Source organism: Paenibacillus thalictri, assembly GCF_004307995.1.
Taxonomy (GTDB): Bacteria; Bacillota; Bacilli; order Paenibacillales; family NBRC-103111; genus Paenibacillus_AF; species Paenibacillus_AF thalictri.
This window is the reverse complement of record NZ_SIRE01000008.1, coordinates 275,761-295,891: the sequence shown is the minus strand read 5'-3', so window position 1 is coordinate 295,891 and position 20,131 is coordinate 275,761. Positions and strand designations below refer to the sequence as shown.

At 45.2% G+C, this 20,131-nt stretch carries 16 protein-coding genes and 1 riboswitch; of the genes, 1 reads left to right on the top strand and 15 read right to left on the bottom strand.

Annotated features, from left to right (window positions below):
- Positions 1-34 precede the first annotated feature (34 nt).
- The 8 genes from EYB31_RS13055 to EYB31_RS13020 all read right to left on the bottom strand — a co-directional run bounded on the left by EYB31_RS13055 (position 35) and on the right by EYB31_RS13020 (position 10,072).
- A complete protein-coding gene (locus tag EYB31_RS13055; RefSeq protein WP_240762382.1) occupies positions 35-1,693 on the bottom strand; it encodes a type 2 periplasmic-binding domain-containing protein in 1,659 nt (552 codons plus the stop codon).
- Positions 1,694-1,784: 91 nt separating this feature from the next.
- Positions 1,785-2,645, bottom strand: coding sequence for a carbohydrate ABC transporter permease (locus EYB31_RS13050; RefSeq protein ID WP_131013769.1), 861 nt, complete (start codon positions 2,643-2,645; stop codon positions 1,785-1,787).
- A gap of 12 nt (positions 2,646-2,657) precedes the next feature.
- Positions 2,658-3,626, bottom strand: coding sequence for an ABC transporter permease (locus tag EYB31_RS13045; protein ID WP_131013768.1), 969 nt, complete (start codon positions 3,624-3,626; stop codon positions 2,658-2,660).
- Positions 3,627-3,662: 36 nt separating this feature from the next.
- On the bottom strand, positions 3,663-4,763 hold the full coding sequence (uxuA, locus tag EYB31_RS13040; RefSeq protein WP_131013767.1) for a mannonate dehydratase: 1,101 nt from the start codon (positions 4,761-4,763) through the stop codon (positions 3,663-3,665).
- A 65-nt stretch (positions 4,764-4,828) separates the two neighbouring features.
- The gene (locus tag EYB31_RS13035) at positions 4,829-5,908 is read right to left on the bottom strand and encodes a Gfo/Idh/MocA family protein (RefSeq protein ID WP_131013766.1); all 1,080 of its coding nucleotides are present in this window, start codon (positions 5,906-5,908) and stop codon (positions 4,829-4,831) included.
- A gap of 40 nt (positions 5,909-5,948) precedes the next feature.
- Positions 5,949-7,109: a Gfo/Idh/MocA family protein gene (locus EYB31_RS13030; RefSeq protein WP_131013765.1), complete on the bottom strand. Its 1,161-nt coding sequence runs from the start codon at positions 7,107-7,109 to the stop codon at positions 5,949-5,951.
- A gap of 24 nt (positions 7,110-7,133) precedes the next feature.
- Positions 7,134-7,823 (bottom strand): GntR family transcriptional regulator, encoded by a 690-nt coding sequence (locus EYB31_RS13025; RefSeq protein ID WP_165452391.1) that lies wholly within the window; start codon positions 7,821-7,823, stop codon positions 7,134-7,136.
- 434 nt (positions 7,824-8,257) lie between these two features.
- Positions 8,258-10,072 carry an S-layer homology domain-containing protein gene (locus EYB31_RS13020; RefSeq protein ID WP_165452390.1) on the bottom strand — a complete coding sequence of 605 codons (1,815 nt, stop codon included), beginning with the start codon at positions 10,070-10,072 and terminating at the stop codon, positions 8,258-8,260.
- Positions 10,073-10,340: 268 nt separating this feature from the next.
- Positions 10,341-10,400: riboswitch (Fluoride riboswitch) on the top strand.
- Between the two features lie 188 nt (positions 10,401-10,588).
- Here EYB31_RS13020 and EYB31_RS13015 point away from each other — a divergent pair.
- Positions 10,589-11,842: a voltage-gated chloride channel family protein gene (locus EYB31_RS13015; protein WP_131013813.1), complete on the top strand. Its 1,254-nt coding sequence runs from the start codon at positions 10,589-10,591 to the stop codon at positions 11,840-11,842.
- A gap of 91 nt (positions 11,843-11,933) precedes the next feature.
- Here EYB31_RS13015 and EYB31_RS13010 read toward each other — a convergent pair whose 3' ends face one another.
- The 7 genes from EYB31_RS13010 to EYB31_RS12980 form a co-directional block, all read right to left on the bottom strand.
- Positions 11,934-12,653 carry a metallophosphoesterase family protein gene (locus tag EYB31_RS13010; protein ID WP_131013762.1) on the bottom strand — a complete coding sequence of 240 codons (720 nt, stop codon included), beginning with the start codon at positions 12,651-12,653 and terminating at the stop codon, positions 11,934-11,936.
- A 31-nt stretch (positions 12,654-12,684) separates the two neighbouring features.
- The gene (locus EYB31_RS13005; RefSeq protein WP_131013761.1) at positions 12,685-14,151 is read right to left on the bottom strand and encodes a DUF4340 domain-containing protein; all 1,467 of its coding nucleotides are present in this window, start codon (positions 14,149-14,151) and stop codon (positions 12,685-12,687) included.
- A complete protein-coding gene (locus EYB31_RS13000) occupies positions 14,152-14,925 on the bottom strand; it encodes a motility-associated ABC transporter substrate-binding family protein (RefSeq protein WP_131013760.1) in 774 nt (257 codons plus the stop codon).
- Between the two features lie 108 nt (positions 14,926-15,033).
- On the bottom strand, positions 15,034-17,634 hold the full coding sequence (gene ppsA / locus EYB31_RS12995; protein ID WP_131013759.1) for a phosphoenolpyruvate synthase: 2,601 nt from the start codon (positions 17,632-17,634) through the stop codon (positions 15,034-15,036).
- A gap of 241 nt (positions 17,635-17,875) precedes the next feature.
- Positions 17,876-18,364 (bottom strand): DinB family protein, encoded by a 489-nt coding sequence (locus EYB31_RS12990; RefSeq protein WP_131013758.1) that lies wholly within the window; start codon positions 18,362-18,364, stop codon positions 17,876-17,878.
- Between the two features lie 147 nt (positions 18,365-18,511).
- Positions 18,512-19,144, bottom strand: a complete 633-nt coding sequence (locus EYB31_RS12985) for a GyrI-like domain-containing protein (protein WP_240762380.1) — start codon at positions 19,142-19,144, stop codon at positions 18,512-18,514.
- Between the two features lie 104 nt (positions 19,145-19,248).
- The gene (locus EYB31_RS12980; RefSeq protein ID WP_131013757.1) at positions 19,249-19,914 is read right to left on the bottom strand and encodes a nucleotidyltransferase domain-containing protein; all 666 of its coding nucleotides are present in this window, start codon (positions 19,912-19,914) and stop codon (positions 19,249-19,251) included.
- Positions 19,915-20,131 lie beyond the last annotated feature (217 nt).

Below are 20,131 nucleotides of genomic sequence, written 5' to 3'. Positions count from 1 at the left end.
GATGAAATGCCCTTTTTTTGTTGCTAGTATACCATTACTTACCATTCTGAGTCTTGTAATTTTTTATATATTCGTCTTGAACGGCCTTGCCGCCTTGATCCATATACTGTTGAAGCAAAGTTTTGTAAAGGCTGTCCACTTCGGCCGGCTTAGCAACAATAAGTTTGGCCAGCATTTGAGCTGAAAGATTTTTAAGCTCTGTGTTGCTTTTGGCATCAGCTGCATTCGGTATTGAATAGAAGTATGTCGTATAGCTGTCCACCATACCTACCTTTAACGCATTTTCCGCATCCTTTTCATAACCAGGATATCCTGCGGAAATGGCTGCCGTATTTTTCTGCTGATCGCCAAGCTCGATACCGTTTGAAAGGATATCATAGTCGAGGTTGTTGGCAACGGTCATCATCTTATCGCCTGTATTTGTGGTTCCTGTCTGTTTTGGAACGCCATTCACCATGTTATAGTCCACGCCTTCCTGACCGTTCTGGAGGAATAGCGTTACCTTCGGGTCAGCCATCCAGTTAAGATACTGTATGGCAAGGTCAACGTTTTTACTTGATTTAGGAATAATGATATACATCCCATTTGGGCTGTATACGTTCTTAGGATGTTTGCCCGCATCGTTTTGCCATGGGTCGATAGGAATAAGCTGAGCGCCGGGAACGTTTTTGGCAAGGTTTGCATAGGTGCCGGGAGCGGTCCGGTACGGACCGTCCCAGTTCGTCTGGAACGCGCCGACTTTTCCATTGGAAATATCCGCATCGAGCAGTTTACCATCTTTGTCCGTTGCGAAATTCGGGCTGATCAAACCTGCATTATACATCTTGTTCATATATTGAACAGCTTTATCAAACCCAGGCATATTCCAGTTTGTCGTCCAAATCGCTTGCGGCTGAAGTGTAGCAAACTGTTCTTCAGTAAGGTTAGACGGCTTAAAGGCTTCTGGTATATAGCCCATTCCAGGACCTGAAGGCTGCAGGGAGTAACCATAAGGAATAACACCGCTTACATTTCCGGGGTTTTTCTCTTTGAAAGCAACCATGGTATTATAGAACTGCTCTGGTGTTGTAGGAACAGGAAGACCCAGTTTATCAAGCCAGTCTTTACGGATAAATGTATTATTACCAGCGAGAACAGTCCTCTTGCCCGGTACAGAGTACTGCTTGCCATTAAATTTGCCATACTTTAATACATCATCGCCGAGATATTTGGTAAGCGTTGTTCCATGCTGCTTGAGAACGGGATCTAGCTCGGCCAAACCACCCTGCTGTACATAATTATAAACAACGCCTTGGGTGTAGGTGTACGAAATGTCAGGCGCCTGGCCGGCTGCCATCAATACGTTCAACTTATCTACTTCCTGGGCTCTAGGAACTGAAACAAAGTTTACCGTGGCATTAAACTGCTTGCCGAAATTATCGTTGATATACTTTGTCCAGAAGTTATTATTCAGATCCGGCTGTCCGGGCTTGCCTCTGTCGAACACTTCGACAGTTAATGTTCGATGTTCTTTGGGAGCGCTCGCTGTAGTGCCTGCTGTAGTGCCTGCTGTAGTGCCCGCTGAAGTACCTGCCGTACCATTTTGTGCGCCGCTTGACGAATTACTCGGATTACTTGTACACGCAGCTAATGTCGAGGCCATTGTTAGCGCTGCCAAAGAAACATAAACCGATCTTTTTCCCCTTACGTTCAAAAGAATCACTCCCTTTAGAAATTAGTTATTTAGCAAATTTACTTATATAAATTCGCGAAACAGATGAAATCATCCATTCCCCAAACCCATATCAGCCTTTCACGGCGCCAATCATAATGCCGGATACAAAATATTTCTGGAGCCACGGATACACTAGAAGAATCGGAATGGTACCGAACATAATACTTGCCGCTTTTAATGCCTCTGAAGGCAGATTGACATTGACATTCTCGCCGGTCATTTGCTGTGAAAGATTGATAACATTGTACAGCTTAAGCTGTATCGTATATAGATGCTGATCTGTAATGTAGAACAGAGCGTCCTGAAAATAATTCCATCTGAATACGGCGTATAGCAAGCTGACTGTGGCAAGCGCCGGCTTGGAAAGAGGCAGCACAATCTTAAGCAGGATCTGCATTTCGTTGCATCCGTCCAGATGTGCAGCTTCCTCCAGGCTGTCAGGCAAGCTTTGGAAGAACGATTTCAATATGATCATATAATACACGCTCATCATACCGGGAAGAATCAGCGCCAATGGAGTGTTCAAAAGACTCAAGTTTTTTACATTCAGATAATCCGGAATCAAACCACCGCTAAAATACATGGTAAACAGCATCATCAGCAATAAAGCGTTTCTGCCCTTAAGTCTTTTTTTGGTCAGCGGGTACGCCGCCAATATGGTAACGGTCAATGCAACAAGCACAAATACGGCCGTCAAGATTATCGTATAAAACAAGGAGTACAACATACCGGCATCCCTGAATACGACTTTATAGGCTTCTATATTAAAGTCGATCGGATAGATGGTAACGGCTTGGGATATAATCGCCCGATTAGAGCTAAGTGATTGCGAAAGAATATAGAGAAAAGGAACCAGGCATATAAAAACCGCAAGTAAAACAATAAATGCTGCTATATAATCAACCATTCTGCCTTTTATATTTAATGCCATTGTCGGTTCCCCCTACCATATTCCGTTTTCGCCTAATTTGCGGGTAATAAAATTGGAAGTTACCAAGAAGATTAAGCAAATCACAGACTGGAACAGACCGACAGCCGCACCAACCGAAAAGTTCGCAGATTGAATGCCTACACGATAAACATAGGTGCTGACAACGTCGCCAAAGTCCATAACAAGGTTGTTTTGAATGTTAAATGGACGGTCGAAGTTAATCGCCATAATATTACCAAGCTGCAGGATCAGCAGGATCGCAATGGTTGGTCTGATACCCGGCAATGTAATATGCCAAATTTTTCTGAATCTCCCTGCTCCGTCTGCGTCAGCAGCCTCATACAACTGCTTGTCGATACCCGTCATTGCAGCAAGATACAAAATCGTACCCCATCCCGCGTTCTGCCATACTCCAACTAAAGAATAAGTTGCAACCCATGCATATTTGTTCGTGAGGAACGGTAACGGTTCACCGCCTATATGGCTAATTACGGAGTTTAACATGCCTGTGGGAGAAAGCAGCTGAGCAACAATCCCGCCGATAATAACCCAGGAAAGGAAATGCGGCAAATACAGTATGGTCTGGCTTACCTTTTTAAACTTATTCCATACCAGTTCATTGATTAAAATAGCCAAAATGATCGGCGCCGGGAATCCCACAATCAAATCCAAACCGTTAAGCACCAACGTATTTCTAACGACCTGAAAAAATTGTGTTGATGAAAAAATTTGCTTGAATGTTGCAAAATCATTCCACGGACTCATGCTGACACCCTGAAAAATGTTATAGTCCTTAAAAGCAATCTGTATGCCATACATGGGAGCATATTTAAAGGCCACTATATAGGCAACAGGGATAATCAGCATAAGGTAAAGAATAAGATCAGCTTTGATGTAATAAAACAACCCTTTCTTTCGTTCCAGCGGTTTGAGAGCGCCATCCTTTTTATCCAGAGCCACACCACTATTTATTGCTTTCATCAACCACAACCCCCATTACTCGCGTCATGATACCGGTTACAGAACTGTTGATTGTAAGTGTGCTGCCGCCCCTCGTTGTGTTCTTTCGAGCGAGTCCCAAATTCCCCACAAATACATAATACCGAGAGCCCGGTCATACAGCCCGTATCCGGGACGGCACTGCTCGCCCCAAATATGTCTTCCGTGGTCCGGCCTGGCATAACCCGTAAAACCCTTCTCATGATACGCCGCGACAATATCGCAAATATCGACCGTCCCATCCTGGGACCGGTGTGAGGTTTCGATGAAATTTCCGTTGTCGTACAACCTCACGTTGCGGATATGGGCGAACGGAATGCGGTCGGCAAATTCCCTCACCAGCTCCGCAATATTGTTGTCTGGGTTAACGCCAAGCGAGCCGCTGCACAACGTAACGCTGTTATAGGGGCTATCCACCAAATTCAGCAGCCTGCGGATATTATCCCGGTTCGTAATGATTCTTGGCAGCCCGAAAAGAGACCACGGCGGATCGTCCGGATGAATCGCCATTTTGATGTCGTTGAGCTCGCAAACCGGAATAATCTGCTCCAAAAAGTATTTGAGGTTGCTCCACAAATCCTCTTCCGAAACATTCTTGTACGCCTCAAAAAGCGCAGGCAGATGTTTCATTCGCTCCGGCTCCCAGCCCGGCATCGTAAAGTCCGGGTTCTCGTTGATGACGCGGACCAGCTCCGCCGGATTATTCATGCTGTCGATCTTCGCTTTTTCATAAAAAAGCGCAGTGGATTTGTCCTCCAGCGGTTCAAATAAATTCGTGCGAATCCAGTCGAATACCGGCATAAAGTTATAGCAGATCACCTTCACGCCGACCTTGGCCAGCTTCTCGATCGTTTTTTTATAGTTGTCGATATATTGGTCCCTAGTCGGCAGGCCCAGCTTGATATCCTCATGTACGTTAACGCTTTCTACAACCTCAAGGTGAAAACCGTATTCGTCAGTTTGCTTTTTGATCTCCAGCATTCTTTCGAGCGGCCATTCTTCCCCTGCGGGGATGTCGTGAAGCGCCCAGACGATGCCCTCCACGCCGGGAATTTGTCTGATTTGGCCGAGGGTTACCGTATCATTGCCTTCACCAAACCATCTGAATACCATTCTCATCGCCGATTCCTCCAAAATGTCTCTGTTCCATCATTTTGTCCCGAAGCTCCCATCCCCCGCTCGTTTTACACACCCTCAATTAATTTGGCATCGCGCTGCGCCACTAAGCAAAGCTCAGCTGCTTTAAAGGCGTGCTCCTGCGTCATCGCAATCTCCGTGCGGTTCAAGCAATCCATAATCAATTCCCCGAAAAACGGATATCCGATCTTCCCTTTTACGTCGAAATAATACTCGCCTTCCTGATTAACGAGGTACACGTGCCCGCCGCTTTTTTCTCTGGCTATATCCACGTATTTGCGCAATTCGATATAACCGTCGGTACCCAAAATAATCGTACGGCCGTCCCCCCATGTGCTGAGGCCGTTGGGTGTAAACCAATCGACACGGAAGTATCCGGTGGAACCGTTATCGCCCACCATGTTGCAATCGCCGAAATCCTCAAACGTCGGAAACTGCTTGTGGTTATAATTAGCCACCTGGCTGTTTACCACTTTCGCGTCCTTGGAACCTGTGTAAAATAAAAACTGCTCGCATTGATGGCTGCCGATATCGCAAAGTATGCCGCCGAATTGCTCACGGTTAAAAAACCAATCAGGCCGCGACGGCACATTGATCCGGTGCGGACCATATCCGCTCACCTGCAGCACACGTCCGATCGCGCCTCGCTCGATCAGCTGCCCGGCATAAACCGCGCTTTCCACGTGCACCCGCTCGCTGTAATAAACCGCATACTTAAGGCCGGTCTCCGCAGCTTTTTGCCGGGCTTGTTCCAGTTGCTCGAGCGTTGTAAACGGCGCTTTGTCCGTAAAATAATCTTTACCGTGCGACATAACACGCATTCCCAAGGCGCAACGTTCTGACGTGATGGCCGCGCCGGCAACCAATTTCACTTCCGGATCCTGCAGCACCTCTTGTTCGGATCTTGCCGCCTTGACTCCAGGATATGTTTGAACGAATTTATCCACCTTGGCCGGGTCCGGGTCGTACACCCATTTCAACTGTCCTCCCGCTTCGATAAGTCCGTTGCACATTCCGAAAATGTGCCCGTGATCGAGACCAATTGCCGCAAACGGAAACGCTCCCTCCTCACAAACCGGGGCCGGTTTTCCTTTCGGGGCATAATTCATGCCGTCTTGTGTTTGCATCACATTCATCTCCTGTTTTGTATTATTTGTTATTTTTGTGTTATTTCTTATATTCGCTGCCCAGCGTAATCTCGTTATTCGAGAAGGAAACAACCGACGAGGTTTTCTCGTAAAAATGCGGAGCGTTTGCGAGCAAGCTGTCTCTCGAATAGAACAGGTTATCCTTCGTTAAAGGCAGATTCACACTTTTACCTGTTGCCGCCGCTTCATAAACGGCCATGATCAGCTCCAGCGTTTTGCGCCCTTCGTTGCCGTCAATGAGCACCTCCAGCGAACCGCTTTCGATCGCCTTCATCACATCGTCGATTTGTCCGGCGTGCCCGGTATATGGAAGATCCGCCATACCGTTGTACGTGTTCTCCAGCTCCTCCTCGAGTGTGGTGTTCCGAATCGGAAATCCGTTTTCCTTCGATGTGGATGCATACACCTTCCAAGGAGCGGAAATTCTCGCCTTTTCCCCTTGAAATATTAGCTGCTGTTCCTCTCCGTGATGTACGACAGAACTTGTAATTTGCGCCAGGCCTCCGTTGCCGTAAGAAAGAATCGCTATGGAAAGGTCCTCGACTTCCGCGTTATCATGCGACGTATTGCTCATCACCGCATGCACTTTGTCCGGCATCCCCATCATCCACTGCAGCATGTCAATATGATGAACGGCGTGGTTCAGCGTACAGCCGCCGCCTTCCTTCTCCCAAGTGCCTCTCCACCACAAATCGTAATAGCAGTGCCCTCTCCACCAGTGGGAATCGACCTGCGCATGTACGATTTTGCCTAACTTGCCGGTGTCGAGCGTGCGCTTCAGCTTCATGATCGGGTCTCTGAACCGGTTTTGCCCGATGACGGACAAAATGCGCTTCGACTCTGAAGCCGCTTCCAACATGCTGTCACATTCTTCCAAAGACGAAGACATCGGCTTCTCTACCAATACATGCTTTCCGGCACGTAAAAAGTCGATGGCGATTTGAGCATGCGTATACGGCGGAGTGCAGATCGACACCAGATCGATATCGCTGTCCAGCAGCTCATGGTAGTCTTGTTCGACCCTGCAGTCGAGCTGAAATTTTTCTTTATACCGGATGGCCTTCTCCTCGTAAATGTCACATAACGCAACGACTTGGCATCTTCCCTTAAATGAGGACACATACGCCTCCAGATGCGAATTTGCGATTCCGCCGGTACCGATAACAGCGACTTTAATCATCGTCTTTCACTCCTAAGATTTATTTTAAAATTTAAAAAATTTAGCGTACTTCTGTTTTAAATTTTCTTTTTCAATCACGACCATCTCCAAATGATCCCTTAGCATTTTTTCCGCTTGGTCGGGGTCCTTCTCTTTGATGGCACGAACAATTCCATGATGCTGGGCCAGTATAATTTGCCAGTCGGAATCGGAAGCAAGCCGTAAAAACCGGATCCGGTTGTCATGCGTTGCCATTTGTTGAATAAGTCCCCACGTACGGGCCCGGCCGCAGCCGACCATAATCGATTTGTGAAACTCTTCATCGAGCTCAAACAGCCGCCCGTAATTTTGTTCGGATTCGCACAGTTCCTGCAGCGAGACGAGATTTTGCAGATGAAGCACCTGCTCCTTGCTAAGCAGCTCGCATGCTTCCCGCACAACCGAGGATTCCAATGTTTTTCGGACAAAACGCGATTCTTCCGCATGCTGCAAGTCGATAAGCGATATGATCGAGCCCTTCTGAGGAGTGGTTGCGATTAATTCCTCCTGAGTAAGTTTAACCAAGGCTTCACGAATCGGCGTCCTGCTCACTTGGAGCATCTCGACCAGTTCTTTTTCCGAGATAAACCTTCCCGGCTCGAGCCGCAGCTCCATGATGTTTTTCTTCAAGGTTTCGTAAACGAAATCCCGTATGAGTCCTCTTTTGTCTCTTAATGCGTCAATTTGAATACTCATAAGACCCTCCCGTCCGCAGAAAGACGAGCCGCCACTCATCCTTGAAGCGCTTACAAATAAAATTAGGATGACTAGTTACCCTAGTATACTAGCTTGAGGACAAAAAACCGGTTCGCTTTATTAAGCTGAAACGGCCGCCCTCTTGGCATGATGCATTCTTCCAGCCACCATATGCTGATGACGTCTTGCGGATCCATTTTTTTACTGCCTTGTTTATTAATAATACTAGCATACCACCACAACAGTGGAGTTGACGATGCGCTAATCGTCAAAAACATTTACCCATTTCTTGCATTTTTTTGAAAATGGAAATGAAAACGCTGTGAGGTCGGAAAATGTACTAACGTCCAGCAGCAGTCTAGGACTTTTTTCAGTCCAAGACTACAGCTGGTTTTATTTGGAAGTTAATTTACTTATTAATCAGATCCCTGGTCTTACGGCTTCGCTGCACGTTGAGAGTCCCGATAATCCATAAACCGGACGATGATGGAAGCCGCCTCGGCTTTCGTTATGTTTTTGTTTTTGTCGAAAAGGGCTATTCCGTCAAGGAAGTTTGCATTTGTCGCCGCGGCGATGTATTCATCATCCGAATACACGACCGGTTTCGGGGAGAAGGCAGGCAATTTTAACAGCTGTGCCCCTTTTCCCGCCATAGCGGCGCATTCTCCGCTTGTAATCAGCTTTTCGGGGTTCAGTTTTCCCTCGCCTTTGTCCAAGATCCGCAGCACAACAGCCTTTTCGATCAAATAATACGACCAGCGATCCTGCTGAACATCGGTAAATGTCGGCCCCTTGTATTGGCCTCCTACCTTGGCTGCACGAGTGAGCATGGCGATAAATTGCTCTTTTGTAAGCGGCTCGTCAGGGCGGATCAGTCCGTCGCTTGGAATCGAAATGACCCCTTCGCGATACAAACGCAGCAAATCTTGCGCTCCGGGATGGTTGGCTGCGTCGGCAAAAGGCAGCTTGGCGGAAAACAGGCCAAATATCGTACTGTCGAGTTTGCCGTCACCAAACGCGCTGAGGTAATAGAGTTGTTTTCGTTCAAAATCGATAGCGGATGGAAAACTTGCCGTATAGATGTTGTCCGGATCCAGCTTTGCGTTGTGTTCGCTGACAAGACCGGCTGCCGCCGATTTGGCCGAATCGGCAGATATCTCAACTGGAAACCGGATGAGCGGTTTCATCGTATCGGGTTCCAATGCGGTCGTCCAATACGACTGCGTGCCGGCAAAAATGACGCCGCCGTCCGCCGTGCCGGATATGGAAGCTGCCTTATCGAAATACACCTTCGTCATGTTACGATCCGCAGTAAACGTAAGTTCGTCGCTTCCGTCCGCCCTGCTGATTTTATGCAAGTTGTTCGAATTGTTGTCATAGTAATACAGGCGGCTTAGCGCAAATACAAAATTGGATTGTCTGCCGAATGCCCGGGTCCACTGCAACTGTCCGTCTTGATCGTAATATCGGGATTGCGTATCCGAACGCAGCAGCATCGAGCCGTCATCAAATACATAATAGCCGATCAGCCACGGATTGGCGTTAAGTTCGGCGATATCTTCGGATGGAACCGTATAAACCCGCTGTCCGTATTCGCTATATACACTGAACGTATCTTGTTGAATCGATACGAGCCAACCCGGAGCAACCTCCGTATCCGGGCTGTTTAAACCGGGGATCGTTACGGAGCTGAAGCCAGGGCCTTTAAGTTCTCCGCTAATCATAAGGCTTCCAAGCTCCTCTCCGTTACTGTCGATGGCCGTCAGACTGCTGTCCCCGCTGTAGAGTGCTCCGCCGGTACGGCAATAAACGTTAACTCCGTCTACATTTCGCACTGAAACCGAGCACGGCGAATTAAACATGCGTTCCCACCGGATTTCTCCGGAGCTGTTGTTAATGGCATATACATGCACACTGACGCCGCTTGGGGTCACTTTGTGAAAGTAGATATAGGTATTCCCGTCTCGGCTCACTGCCAAAAAGGGGGTTACTTGAGCGGCATCGAAATCCTGACGCCAGTTCAGAATGCCTTCCGGAGAGAAAGAGCGGACGGTGACGGTGTCCGTTGACATATAGGCGGCATAGATCACATTGCCGTCAGTATCCACATTCACGGCCGAAGCGTTTGCTGTCAGCCCGCCGCCGAACGGCTGCTTGACTACCGCCGCGCCCGAATCGTGAATCCAGCTTAAGCTTATTCCTTTAGGGCTGCTTTCTTCCGCATACATGACCGACACAAAACTCAGCATGCCTAGGCAAAAGCATAAAAACGTTTTTCTCCACATAAAGTTCTCCTTTGATTGCATGATGTAAGTTCCCAAATCATTTGGATGATTTATACATTATTCATCGGCACAGGTACCGATCATTTGAAGTTTTTTTCCATAATTCGGATAATGGCAGTAAGGGTACGGACATCTATCCGTTTTGGACTGCGATCGTATTCGTGGTTTTTATGGCGGCGCTGCCGGCAAGAATCAATTGACGAAATAAAGCGATTATTGTAAAATAAAACATAGTTTAATAGGCGATGGAGTTCGCCATAACCGCCGTTGTGCTAATGACTCCTACCAGTTTATTTATGCTGGTAGGAGTCTATTTTTTTTGTCGAAAACAGCGGCAATACGTACAAAAAGGAGGAAAATCAATCGCTTTATTGCTGTACAACAACAAAAAAACAAAGAAAATTAAAGGAGAGAAACTTGGCAGTGGTAAAATTCGCATTAAGTCAGAGACAAAAAGCGTACGCCCTAGCGGAAAAAGTCATGCATGTGGCGATTCTTGGTTCCTTTATGAAGTGGATCTTTCTGGGCAGTATTGTAGGTGTTTTAACCGGTTCGGCTTCCGCGTTATTCTTGGCAAGCTTAGATTTGGCGACCAACGAACGTTTGAATCATCCGTGGATCTTATTTTTACTCCCCTTCGGCGGAGCTTTCGTTAGCTATTTATATTACAAATACGGGAAAACCTCATCGAAAGGGAACAACCTGATTTTAGAGCAGATTCATGAGGGGAACGGATCCATCCCGTTTCGGATGGCGCCACTCGTGCTCTTTGGCACTTTTATTACGCATCTGTTCGGGGGGTCCGCCGGCCGGGAAGGAACTGCCGTGCAAATGGGAGGAAGTTTTTCAGAATGGGTCGGCAATCTTTTCAAATTAAATCAGGCGGATCGCCGCATTATTTTGATGTGCGGCATTAGCAGCGGATTTGGATCTGTTTTTGGCACGCCATTGGCCGGAGCGATTTTCGGGCTTGAGGTACTTGCGATTGGTGTGGTCCAATATGAAGCGCTGGTCCCCTGCTTTATCGCAAGTTTTGTGGGGAATTTGGTTACCGCTGCCTGGGGGATTCAGCATGTGCATTTCTCGATCGGGCATGTACCCGATGTATCAGGTTCCCTTGTTTTCAAAATCATCATCGCATCGATTGTATTTGGGCTTGCCAGCATCTTGTTTAGTGAGCTGACGCACGGACTAAAGAAGCTGTTTACGAAAATGTTTACAAATCCAATACTGAAAAGCTTCGTTGGCGGAATCGTCATTATTGGGCTGACCTATGCCTTCGGCACTCGCGATTATCTGGGGCTTGGCATTCCGCTGATTTCTCAATCATTTGAGCAATCGGTCCCTCATCTGGCATTTCTTTGGAAGACGATTTTCACGTCACTTACGCTCGGCGCAGGGTTTCAGGGCGGAGAAGTTACGCCTTTATTTGTTATCGGTTCAACGCTGGGCAGCTCGCTGGCCGACCTCTTGCATGTTTCCGCTCCATTGCTCGCGGCCATCGGATTTATCGCCGTATTTTGCGGTGCGACCAATACCCCTCTGGCTTGCTTTGTTATGGGGATTGAACTTTTCGGGTCGCAAGGAATGGTCTATATGTTTATGGGCTGCGCCATCAGCTATTTATTCTCCGGTCATACGGGTATTTATATTTCTCAAAAAATCGGAATTACAAAATCCAAATTGGTTCAAGTTCCGGAAAACGCAACAATTGCTTCCGTAAGAAACCGATAAAAGGAATACACATCGGGGCGGATTCTTGACACTGATTTGTCTTAAGAATCTGCCCCGATAAAATAAAAAACTTGAATTTACAGCAGCTCCTCTACTTTTCTCCGAAAAAGACAAGAGCTACATCTCGTTCTCCTTTTTGCTTAAGTGTTGTGGACAAGGTTGCCTGCAGCAGAGGTGAACGATCATACGATAAACTCTTCATATCGATACGCCCATCTGTGATTGTCATATAATGTGCTTCTTTAGACGGATCGTCCGGCCTGCGATACGAGATACTACCGGGATTCATCCAAAGTTCATGGTTGCTGAGATAATGAATAGCTCTCCGGTGCGTGTGGCCGAATATCATTCGTTTATGTTCCATGCTCGCAATCGGTTCTTTGGTCATCTGTTCCCAAAAGTTATAATAATGGTGAAGGCTGGCAATGGTCTCGTAATTGTTGTACATATGCTGCATGCTGTATCCAATAGAATCCATAGTGAATGTGATTGATTGCGGCAGATTTTCCAAAAATTCAATTTCCGCCTCATTCAGCTTCTGAGCATTGTCATGTGCCCAAGTTCGCTCCTCATCCGAAACATTCCACAATTGATCTTTGTTGCGATATAAGGCAGCTACACGCTCATCATGGTTTCCTTTCACGCATAAAACCTTATGCTCTGTAACCCACTGTATTACTTCCTTAGGAAAAGGTCCGTAATCAACCAAATCCCCCGCACAATAAATGACATCACTGTCTTTCTCTTGTTTCCATATGTTTTCCAATGCATAAATATTGGCGTGGACATCAGAAATAATTAGTGCTTTCACAAGTGCCATCCCCTAACTCATAATGTGATTGTTACATGCTTTCCTTGCAGGCCGTAATGACTTCATGAACGGCTTGTTCATTTATTAAATATTGAGCAGGTCCATCATCTACTTTGACTACATAGAAGTTATCGTTATATTGATAGAACGTTACGGTCTTTTCTCCTTTTATAGTTGTATATTTTATCGTAGTTAATGGATCTCCAGGTTTTTCTACAGGTTCTATGAACGCATCAAAACTCAGTCCTATGATCATTTGATACAACTTTTTTAATTGATCAAGCTCGATCATTTTACCGTTAATGGTTCCGCTTTGTATTTCTCCTTGGGTTGATTGTCCGCTTGCTGAAGGTAATTGTTTGTGATTCATGTTTACATCGAATTTCGCAGATGAAGTTTCGATTGAAATTTGGTTACAATCAATTATATTGATTAGGGCCAAAAAGCGATCTATGAACTGAATGGGCTCAAATGTAAGTAATGGATGGACACTCTCTCTGCTTATCGAAAAAATATAGTTCTTATCAGCAAATTTAGCATACATGATATCGCCGCTAGCGTCACCGAACATTAGATGATAATTATTTTTATCATCTTGAATGTTAAGCTCTAATGCAGGCACCGAAAGCCCGTAACGTCCCAAGTCTGACTGCTTCTCCTCAACCAGTGATATTACTTTTATCGTGTTACTAGTTATATTGAAGGCACCCGCGTTTAATCCAAAAGCACGTTTGGCGAAATCCTCCAAGTAAACATCTCTATCAGGTATAGGGTACTTCATAACTAAATGATTGGTTGGTAAAGGCTGCCCTCCTGTTAAAGCTGCAGGTGTAGACGTTATGTTTTGTTTGGCTTTCAGATCTAAAAAAAGCTGAGCTGACTTAAGTACCTCCATTGACTTCAAGTTTTTCAAATTCATTTCAGGCAAGTTTTTGTCAAACAAATCGTTTGAACTTACTAATAATTTGGCTGCATTACCGCTGCTCATTAAATAAATTCCTTTTTCATTTTCAATAGCAGCATAATAATTGGCCTGGTCCGGAGTTGGTTTACCTATTTTTATTGTATAATCTCTTCCATTTTTGAGAGAAACAATCACTTCAGCATGTGCAGGACCTAACCCGAATTGCTGTACATTCGCTGCATGTTCGTCAAGCAAACTGAACTTCGTAGATATAGCGCTTACAGCAATTTCGTTTAACAACTCCTGGTCAACCGGAAAGTCCGGTTTTGTTCCCAAAACCCAATCTTTACTCTCGTTACCCGAAGTCCCCTTTGCATGTACCAATTCAACCATACCGGCTGCGTTTACGATTTTGATTTCTTTTACATCGCTTTCATTGCCATCAATCGAAAATGCGGGTGTTGACACGGTTGTTTCCGCTGCCGCTGCTTGAGTTCCTTTTTGATTATCAATGGGTTGAATTGCAAATTGAATCATCAATAGGATAACCAAAACCGCGGCCACCGCGCTTAAAAATATCATTTTTTTCTTCATTTAGCTGTTTCTCCTTCTAGCCCAAACCACAATGCCACTAGTTAATAGCATGAATGGAATGACAATTACGGTTATTAATGTTATGAGAACCGCTTGTCCGCCACTTAATTGCAACTGGGCAGCCACATTAGGGGCTTTAGGAGGGATGTAGCTTCCGCTTTCTTTGCCTTGAGTCCAATTTATTGAATTTACTATGAAATTATAATTCGTTCCCCCGGATACTGAGTTGGATTCAGGCGATATTAACGTATCTGTACCCATCACGATTAATTTGGTTTCGACATACGCTTGCGTATTCGTATAATCCGTAATCATGACTGCCAGATTAAACGGCCCTGACATATCGCCATTCGCTTTTTCAATACTTTGAGCCGAGCTATTTTTAGCATACGCCTTAGTTGAACTGGTTAATAACGGATTGATTTTTAAAGAAGTTCTCTTTATATCATTTTGTTTAATGTCAGTTGCTACCGGCAGCAACACTTTGTATTGTTTGTCTGCCATATTTTTTGTAATTTCAGTTGCTTCCATATTAGGCAGCAATACCGTAGGTTGATTAGGTAAAGCATTGTTTGTATTTGGTTCTATGATCACCTTATTATCTACAGACACTCCGTAGGCACCCAACACTGACATGAGATTAGGAAACCCGGAAGTTGTAAAATTAAGCGCAAACACCGCTTTTCCGCCATTTTGCAAATAATTTTTTACTTTATTTGCCATCTCTGCTGTCCAGTCTTTGGCAGGTGTTGTTACAATTTTAAGGGTTTTCATTCATACCTTATTGGTCATAGTGCCCCCTGCTAGAATGATCCGTATGCATTGTTGGATGACAAAGCAAATCATTCGTGAGGAGGCCACTATGACCAATTATCCTGCGGCTTACAACACTTCAATATACCCTTCTGTTCCATGCACGCGAATTCGCTGCCCGTCTTTTATCAGCTTGGTGGCATTCTCCACGCCGACAACTGCCGGCAAGCCATATTCACGTGCGATAACCGCTCCATGGGTCATCAATCCGCCCACTTCGGTGATTAGACCTTTTATAGATACAAACAGCGGTGTCCAACTCGGGTCGGTAAACGCGGTGACTAATATATCTCCCTCTTCCAGATCAGCCTCTTCCATGTTTAAAATGACACGTGCCCGCCCCTCAATAACTCCAGATGAAACCGGTAACCCTACGATCGCTTCGGCCGGGATATTTTCCCGGCTGTACTCCCCAGCGATAATTTCGCCATCCGACGTGATTACACGTGGCGGAGTTAATTTTTCATATAACATGTATTCGTCTTTTCGTTTGCTGATGATCTGGTCATCCAGTTGCTTGGTGCGTACGGCTTCACGAAGCTCCTCAAAAGTAAGATAATACATATCTTCTTGTTCATGTATAACACCCGCGTGTACGAGCTGCTCAGCTTCTTTCAGTAAAGCCTGTTTATATATGAAGTAGCGGTTAACCATGCCGTATTTGGGATATTCCCTATACCCGCTGAAATTCCGGATCAGGTCGATCCTTTGTTTGGTCTCTTTGGCTTTTTGCTCGCCATCCGGCAATTGCTTTAACCGTTCTAATACCTCTTGTTCCTTTTTCAAAGCTTCCTGCCGCCCTTGCTCAAATTTCCGCTTGCTGGCATTAGGCTCGAAGTTTTTAATATTACTCAAAATGATCGGAACAAGTGTAGTTGGTTTTTCGCTCCATCGAGTTCGGGTTATGTCGATTTCTCCGGCACATCGCATTCCATATTTGTTGAGAAAAGCGCAGATAACGTCACGGGTTTCCTGTCCGCCATCGAACTTAACCAATTCATCCCCAAAGTCACCCTCTTCGACGTGTTGTAAGAAAGCAACGACTTCCGGATAAGGGCGGATTGCATCTGCGGCATCCAATAACGCCAGCCCCATCTCCGAGGTAATGTTGCCAACCACAGACTGGGAAAGTGTATCCGCTGCGTTTTTTTCACCCAACCACTTGTTTATGTTTTCATTGATCCACGCTGAAGCATTCATAGCCGCCATTATCACATTCGTACTTTGCGGATCAAATAAAATGCTCTTTAATTCCTGGAGATCTTCCAAAATAAAATCAAATACAGCGGTCCCTGATTTTGTTTGGATGTTTTGTTTTAATTTTTCTATCGAGGTTTGACTCCGCTTCATCAACTCAGCAACGATGGACGGATCGCTTTCAAGTTGATCCGGCATATTGGCATATCTAACGGTGGTATTAGGCGATACTTTATCATCCGGTAGCGATTTTATAAAATCTCCCCGATTTATTATGGTCATCAGCGCGTCTTTTATGAGCGGATCGGAATTTCCCAGAGTTTCTACTATTGTCGTTCTGCTGGCCGGCGAAGCCAACAAAGGCGTAACATCAACAAACAATCTTCCGCCTGCTTTACGCATCGGCGCACGAGTCGTTAATAGGAAAAAGGACAATCCCAGCGGCTTCATGGCATCGGTCATCATTTGCTGATGACCTACAGAAAGGTATACGTGATTTTCTTGATCATTTGCTTCAGGAATTGGGAATAAAGTCGTGATGGGCCGGCTCTGAACAATGTAAAATGTATCATGGGCCAAACACCATTCGATGTCTTGCGGGCAGCCAAAATAAGCTTCAATCTGTCTTCCGATACGTGCCAATTGTAAAATTTGTTGATCGCTAAGTGTTTGATGTTGCTGCTGTTCGGGATCGAGCTGGAGGGTCTCTGTTCCGCCTTCTTTTCGTCCATAGATAGCTAACTTTTTGGCTGCAATCCTTTTATCGATGATTTCCCCTTCCCGAACTTTATAACAATCCGCAGATACCAGACCCGAGACCAATGCTTCCCCGAGTCCAAAGCCGGCATCGATGGATAACAGCTTGCGGTTTGAGGATACCGGATCAGCGGTAAACATAATCCCTGAAGCCTGCGAGGAGATCATCCTTTGAACGACAACGGATAAATAAACTTGACTGTGGTCAAATCTATTTTGTATACGGTAGATTACCGCGCGATCGGTAAATAAGGAAGCCCAGCATTTGCTGATATGCTGCAGGATGGCTTCTACGCCGATAATATTTAAATAGGTATCTTGTTGGCCGGCAAAAGAAGCATGCGGTAAATCTTCAGCTGTCGCACTGGAACGCACAGCATAAGCATATTTTTCTCCGAACCGAGAAAGATATTGAGTAACTGCTTTCACTACATCGGCAGGAATTTCCGCTTCCATAATGATCTGCCGAATTTCCCTGCTGATTTCGCCAATTTGATTTCGATCCTCTGCTTTTAGTAGGGCTAGCCGATAGAGCAAAGCATAATACGTGGCGTTTTGTTTAATCGCTTTTTGAAAACCTGCTGTCGTCACGCAAAAACCTTCCGGCACTTGTATTCCTTGAATTTTCGATAATTGCGCTACATGTAATCCTTTTCCGCCAACAAGCCAAAGCTGAGTTTTTTCGATTTCTTCGAAGCCAAGAACCAATGAGCTCATTTAATATCGCTCCTAACCATTAAATTGAGAAAACATTTGACAAGGGTTTACCGGCATGCTACAATTAAATTGTAAGATGTCATATTTATGTTCATTCTACCGTGAATATTCGTAAAATGATTATATCATCGTGTTTGTTTATATGCAACAATACCTGAGAACCTGGCAGAAATGCTTGAGGTTTTTTTGATTTTAAAAATCTAAAAAACTCCCTGCTGGGCAAGGAGTTTAGAATGAGCGTTTAATTTTCGTCCGCACTGGGGCCGTATGTTCCTGGAACCGGTATGTCAAGCAGTCGGAGATAGACCGTTAACTGCCCCCGATGATGATACACGTGATTAAACATCAGCGCACGCGCCATGTCGATCCGTGGCGCCTCCAAGATGGTTTCCCCTTTGTTGACGAGCTTCCACGTATTCCTTAAGTAATCTTCTCCCCATTCCCGAAGCTTGCTCTCGGCGAGAGACACGCTCCACTCCAGCGATTCGAGCAGTTCTTGCCGAGTGGCAGGCTCCAGCAGCGGAACGACCGGAAGTTCGCTGACTGCTTCGTCAAGCAACAGAGCCAGCCCACCGGCCACTCCCGCAGTGTGCAAGGCGAGTTGTCCTAAAGACATCGATTTCGGATGAGGCCTCCAAGAAAACTTGTCTTCCGGAATTCTTTCGAGAAGCGTCCGCGTCGATACGGCTTCCCTTTTTAATTCGCCGATCCAATCCTCAATAACGTTCATGGTAATCGCTCCTCTGGTCAACACCGTCTTATCCCCTTCATCCTAACATGCCGAACATGAGAACATTTCTTACGGATTGCGAAAATCGAGGATGCCGGTTTTCAATTTTCAATTGACTAGCTTGTCCAATAACGTAATGTCTGGATATCAAGGTTTGTTTAATTTGTTGACAGGGAATCTTAACACGGTTTTCATCTTGGACGGTTCAATTCGTCGGGGATCCGATAAATAAATTTCCCGATGAATTTTGCTTGAACGGATAAATCCATTTTCACTGCAAAACGCTTCCATACGCGCAAAACTTTCTGGCTCATTATCAAAGCTTCCCACGTGCATCATTTGACAACTCCATCCGTCTTCCGCATGTTCAAACCGGACTTTCTCAAGGAACGGATTTTGTTTTTTCTTTTTTGTCTGTTCCCAAAATCGCTCGAACCCTTCTTCAGTCAAAAAATCGGGTTGGCGTATCATGACCGTATACTTAAAATTGCTTTTGTCCGTCGCCGGTTTTGAGCGATCAAGCAAGTCCCATTGGCCCTCAAGCGGAAAAACCGTATAGTCGTAATATCCAACGGGCACATCTTTACTTTTGTAGGACATTCGCACCGAATAACTCATACTGTATAAAGCTTCAACTGCCATGGCGAATGCCTCGCCATTCGGATCCCCGGATCCATCAACCATAATAAACGGCATCTTCGGTACAAACAAGATGTCCGGTACCGGTTTCGGCATATAGAACTGCTTGTAATCTTTTTTATAATCCACCTTTTTGCTCAAAGCCGGCATCTCCTTTTTCACTCATATCCTGCAAAATCATAAATCCTATTGAATATTTGGCTGCTCCGCTGCCACGGCATCTATCCTTCCGACGTCGTCAGCCGTCAGTTCAATCTTTTTAACCAGGCGTGATCTTTAGAATATTGCTTTTCAAGGGCTTCCCTTAGCCATCCCTTTTGCTCCACATTAAGATGTGGTAAGGTCACTGCAAAGTCTTGATGATGATCCGCCGCATCGGAACCATTCAAATAACTTGATTTATAAAATAGAACTAATTCAGGAGCCAGATAAGGCACTTCATCCGAAGCTGATAATATAGCTTTATTCAGCTCGCGTTTAATGTTCGAATTCCCTGGTAAGTATAATTCTCCATTATGGCGGTCATTAAAAAGGAATTCAACATATGTAAAATCCCGTTGTTCCGTCTTTTCCAGTCCAAACCGATACCTTTCTTCTTCAATCAGCTCCAATCTAACCCGTTCCTCATGGGCATTAAAACAAAATAAATTTCGCTTTTCAAATGACTCCTTTTGCATCCCCTTTAGCTCTTGAACTACGCCACCGCCACATGCCTGAAGTACTCTCCAGCCCGAACTTAACATCAATTCAATGATTGAATTCCTATCTTCCCAAAATACAGCAACATCCAGATCTTTATGTATGCGAGTTTGCCTGCCTATAAATAAATCAATTGCTGTACCGCCGCATATCGACCAATCAAACCCTTGATTACATAAAAATGTAAATGCTTTCAAAATTATTTTCTCCACATCATTCACATCCTCTTATTCTTCATATAAAATGTACTCAGGGGAGGGATGTTAAATTGCCGAGGTTACTTTATGAATACATTTACGTCAATTTGTGGATTTTATTTTTCCTTACGCTTGTATGGACTAATGATGATCATATATCCGTTTTTGAAGGCTGCATTCTTATTGTGTTTTCTATAACCGGCATCGCGTGGGTTGGAAGAAAACAATTACG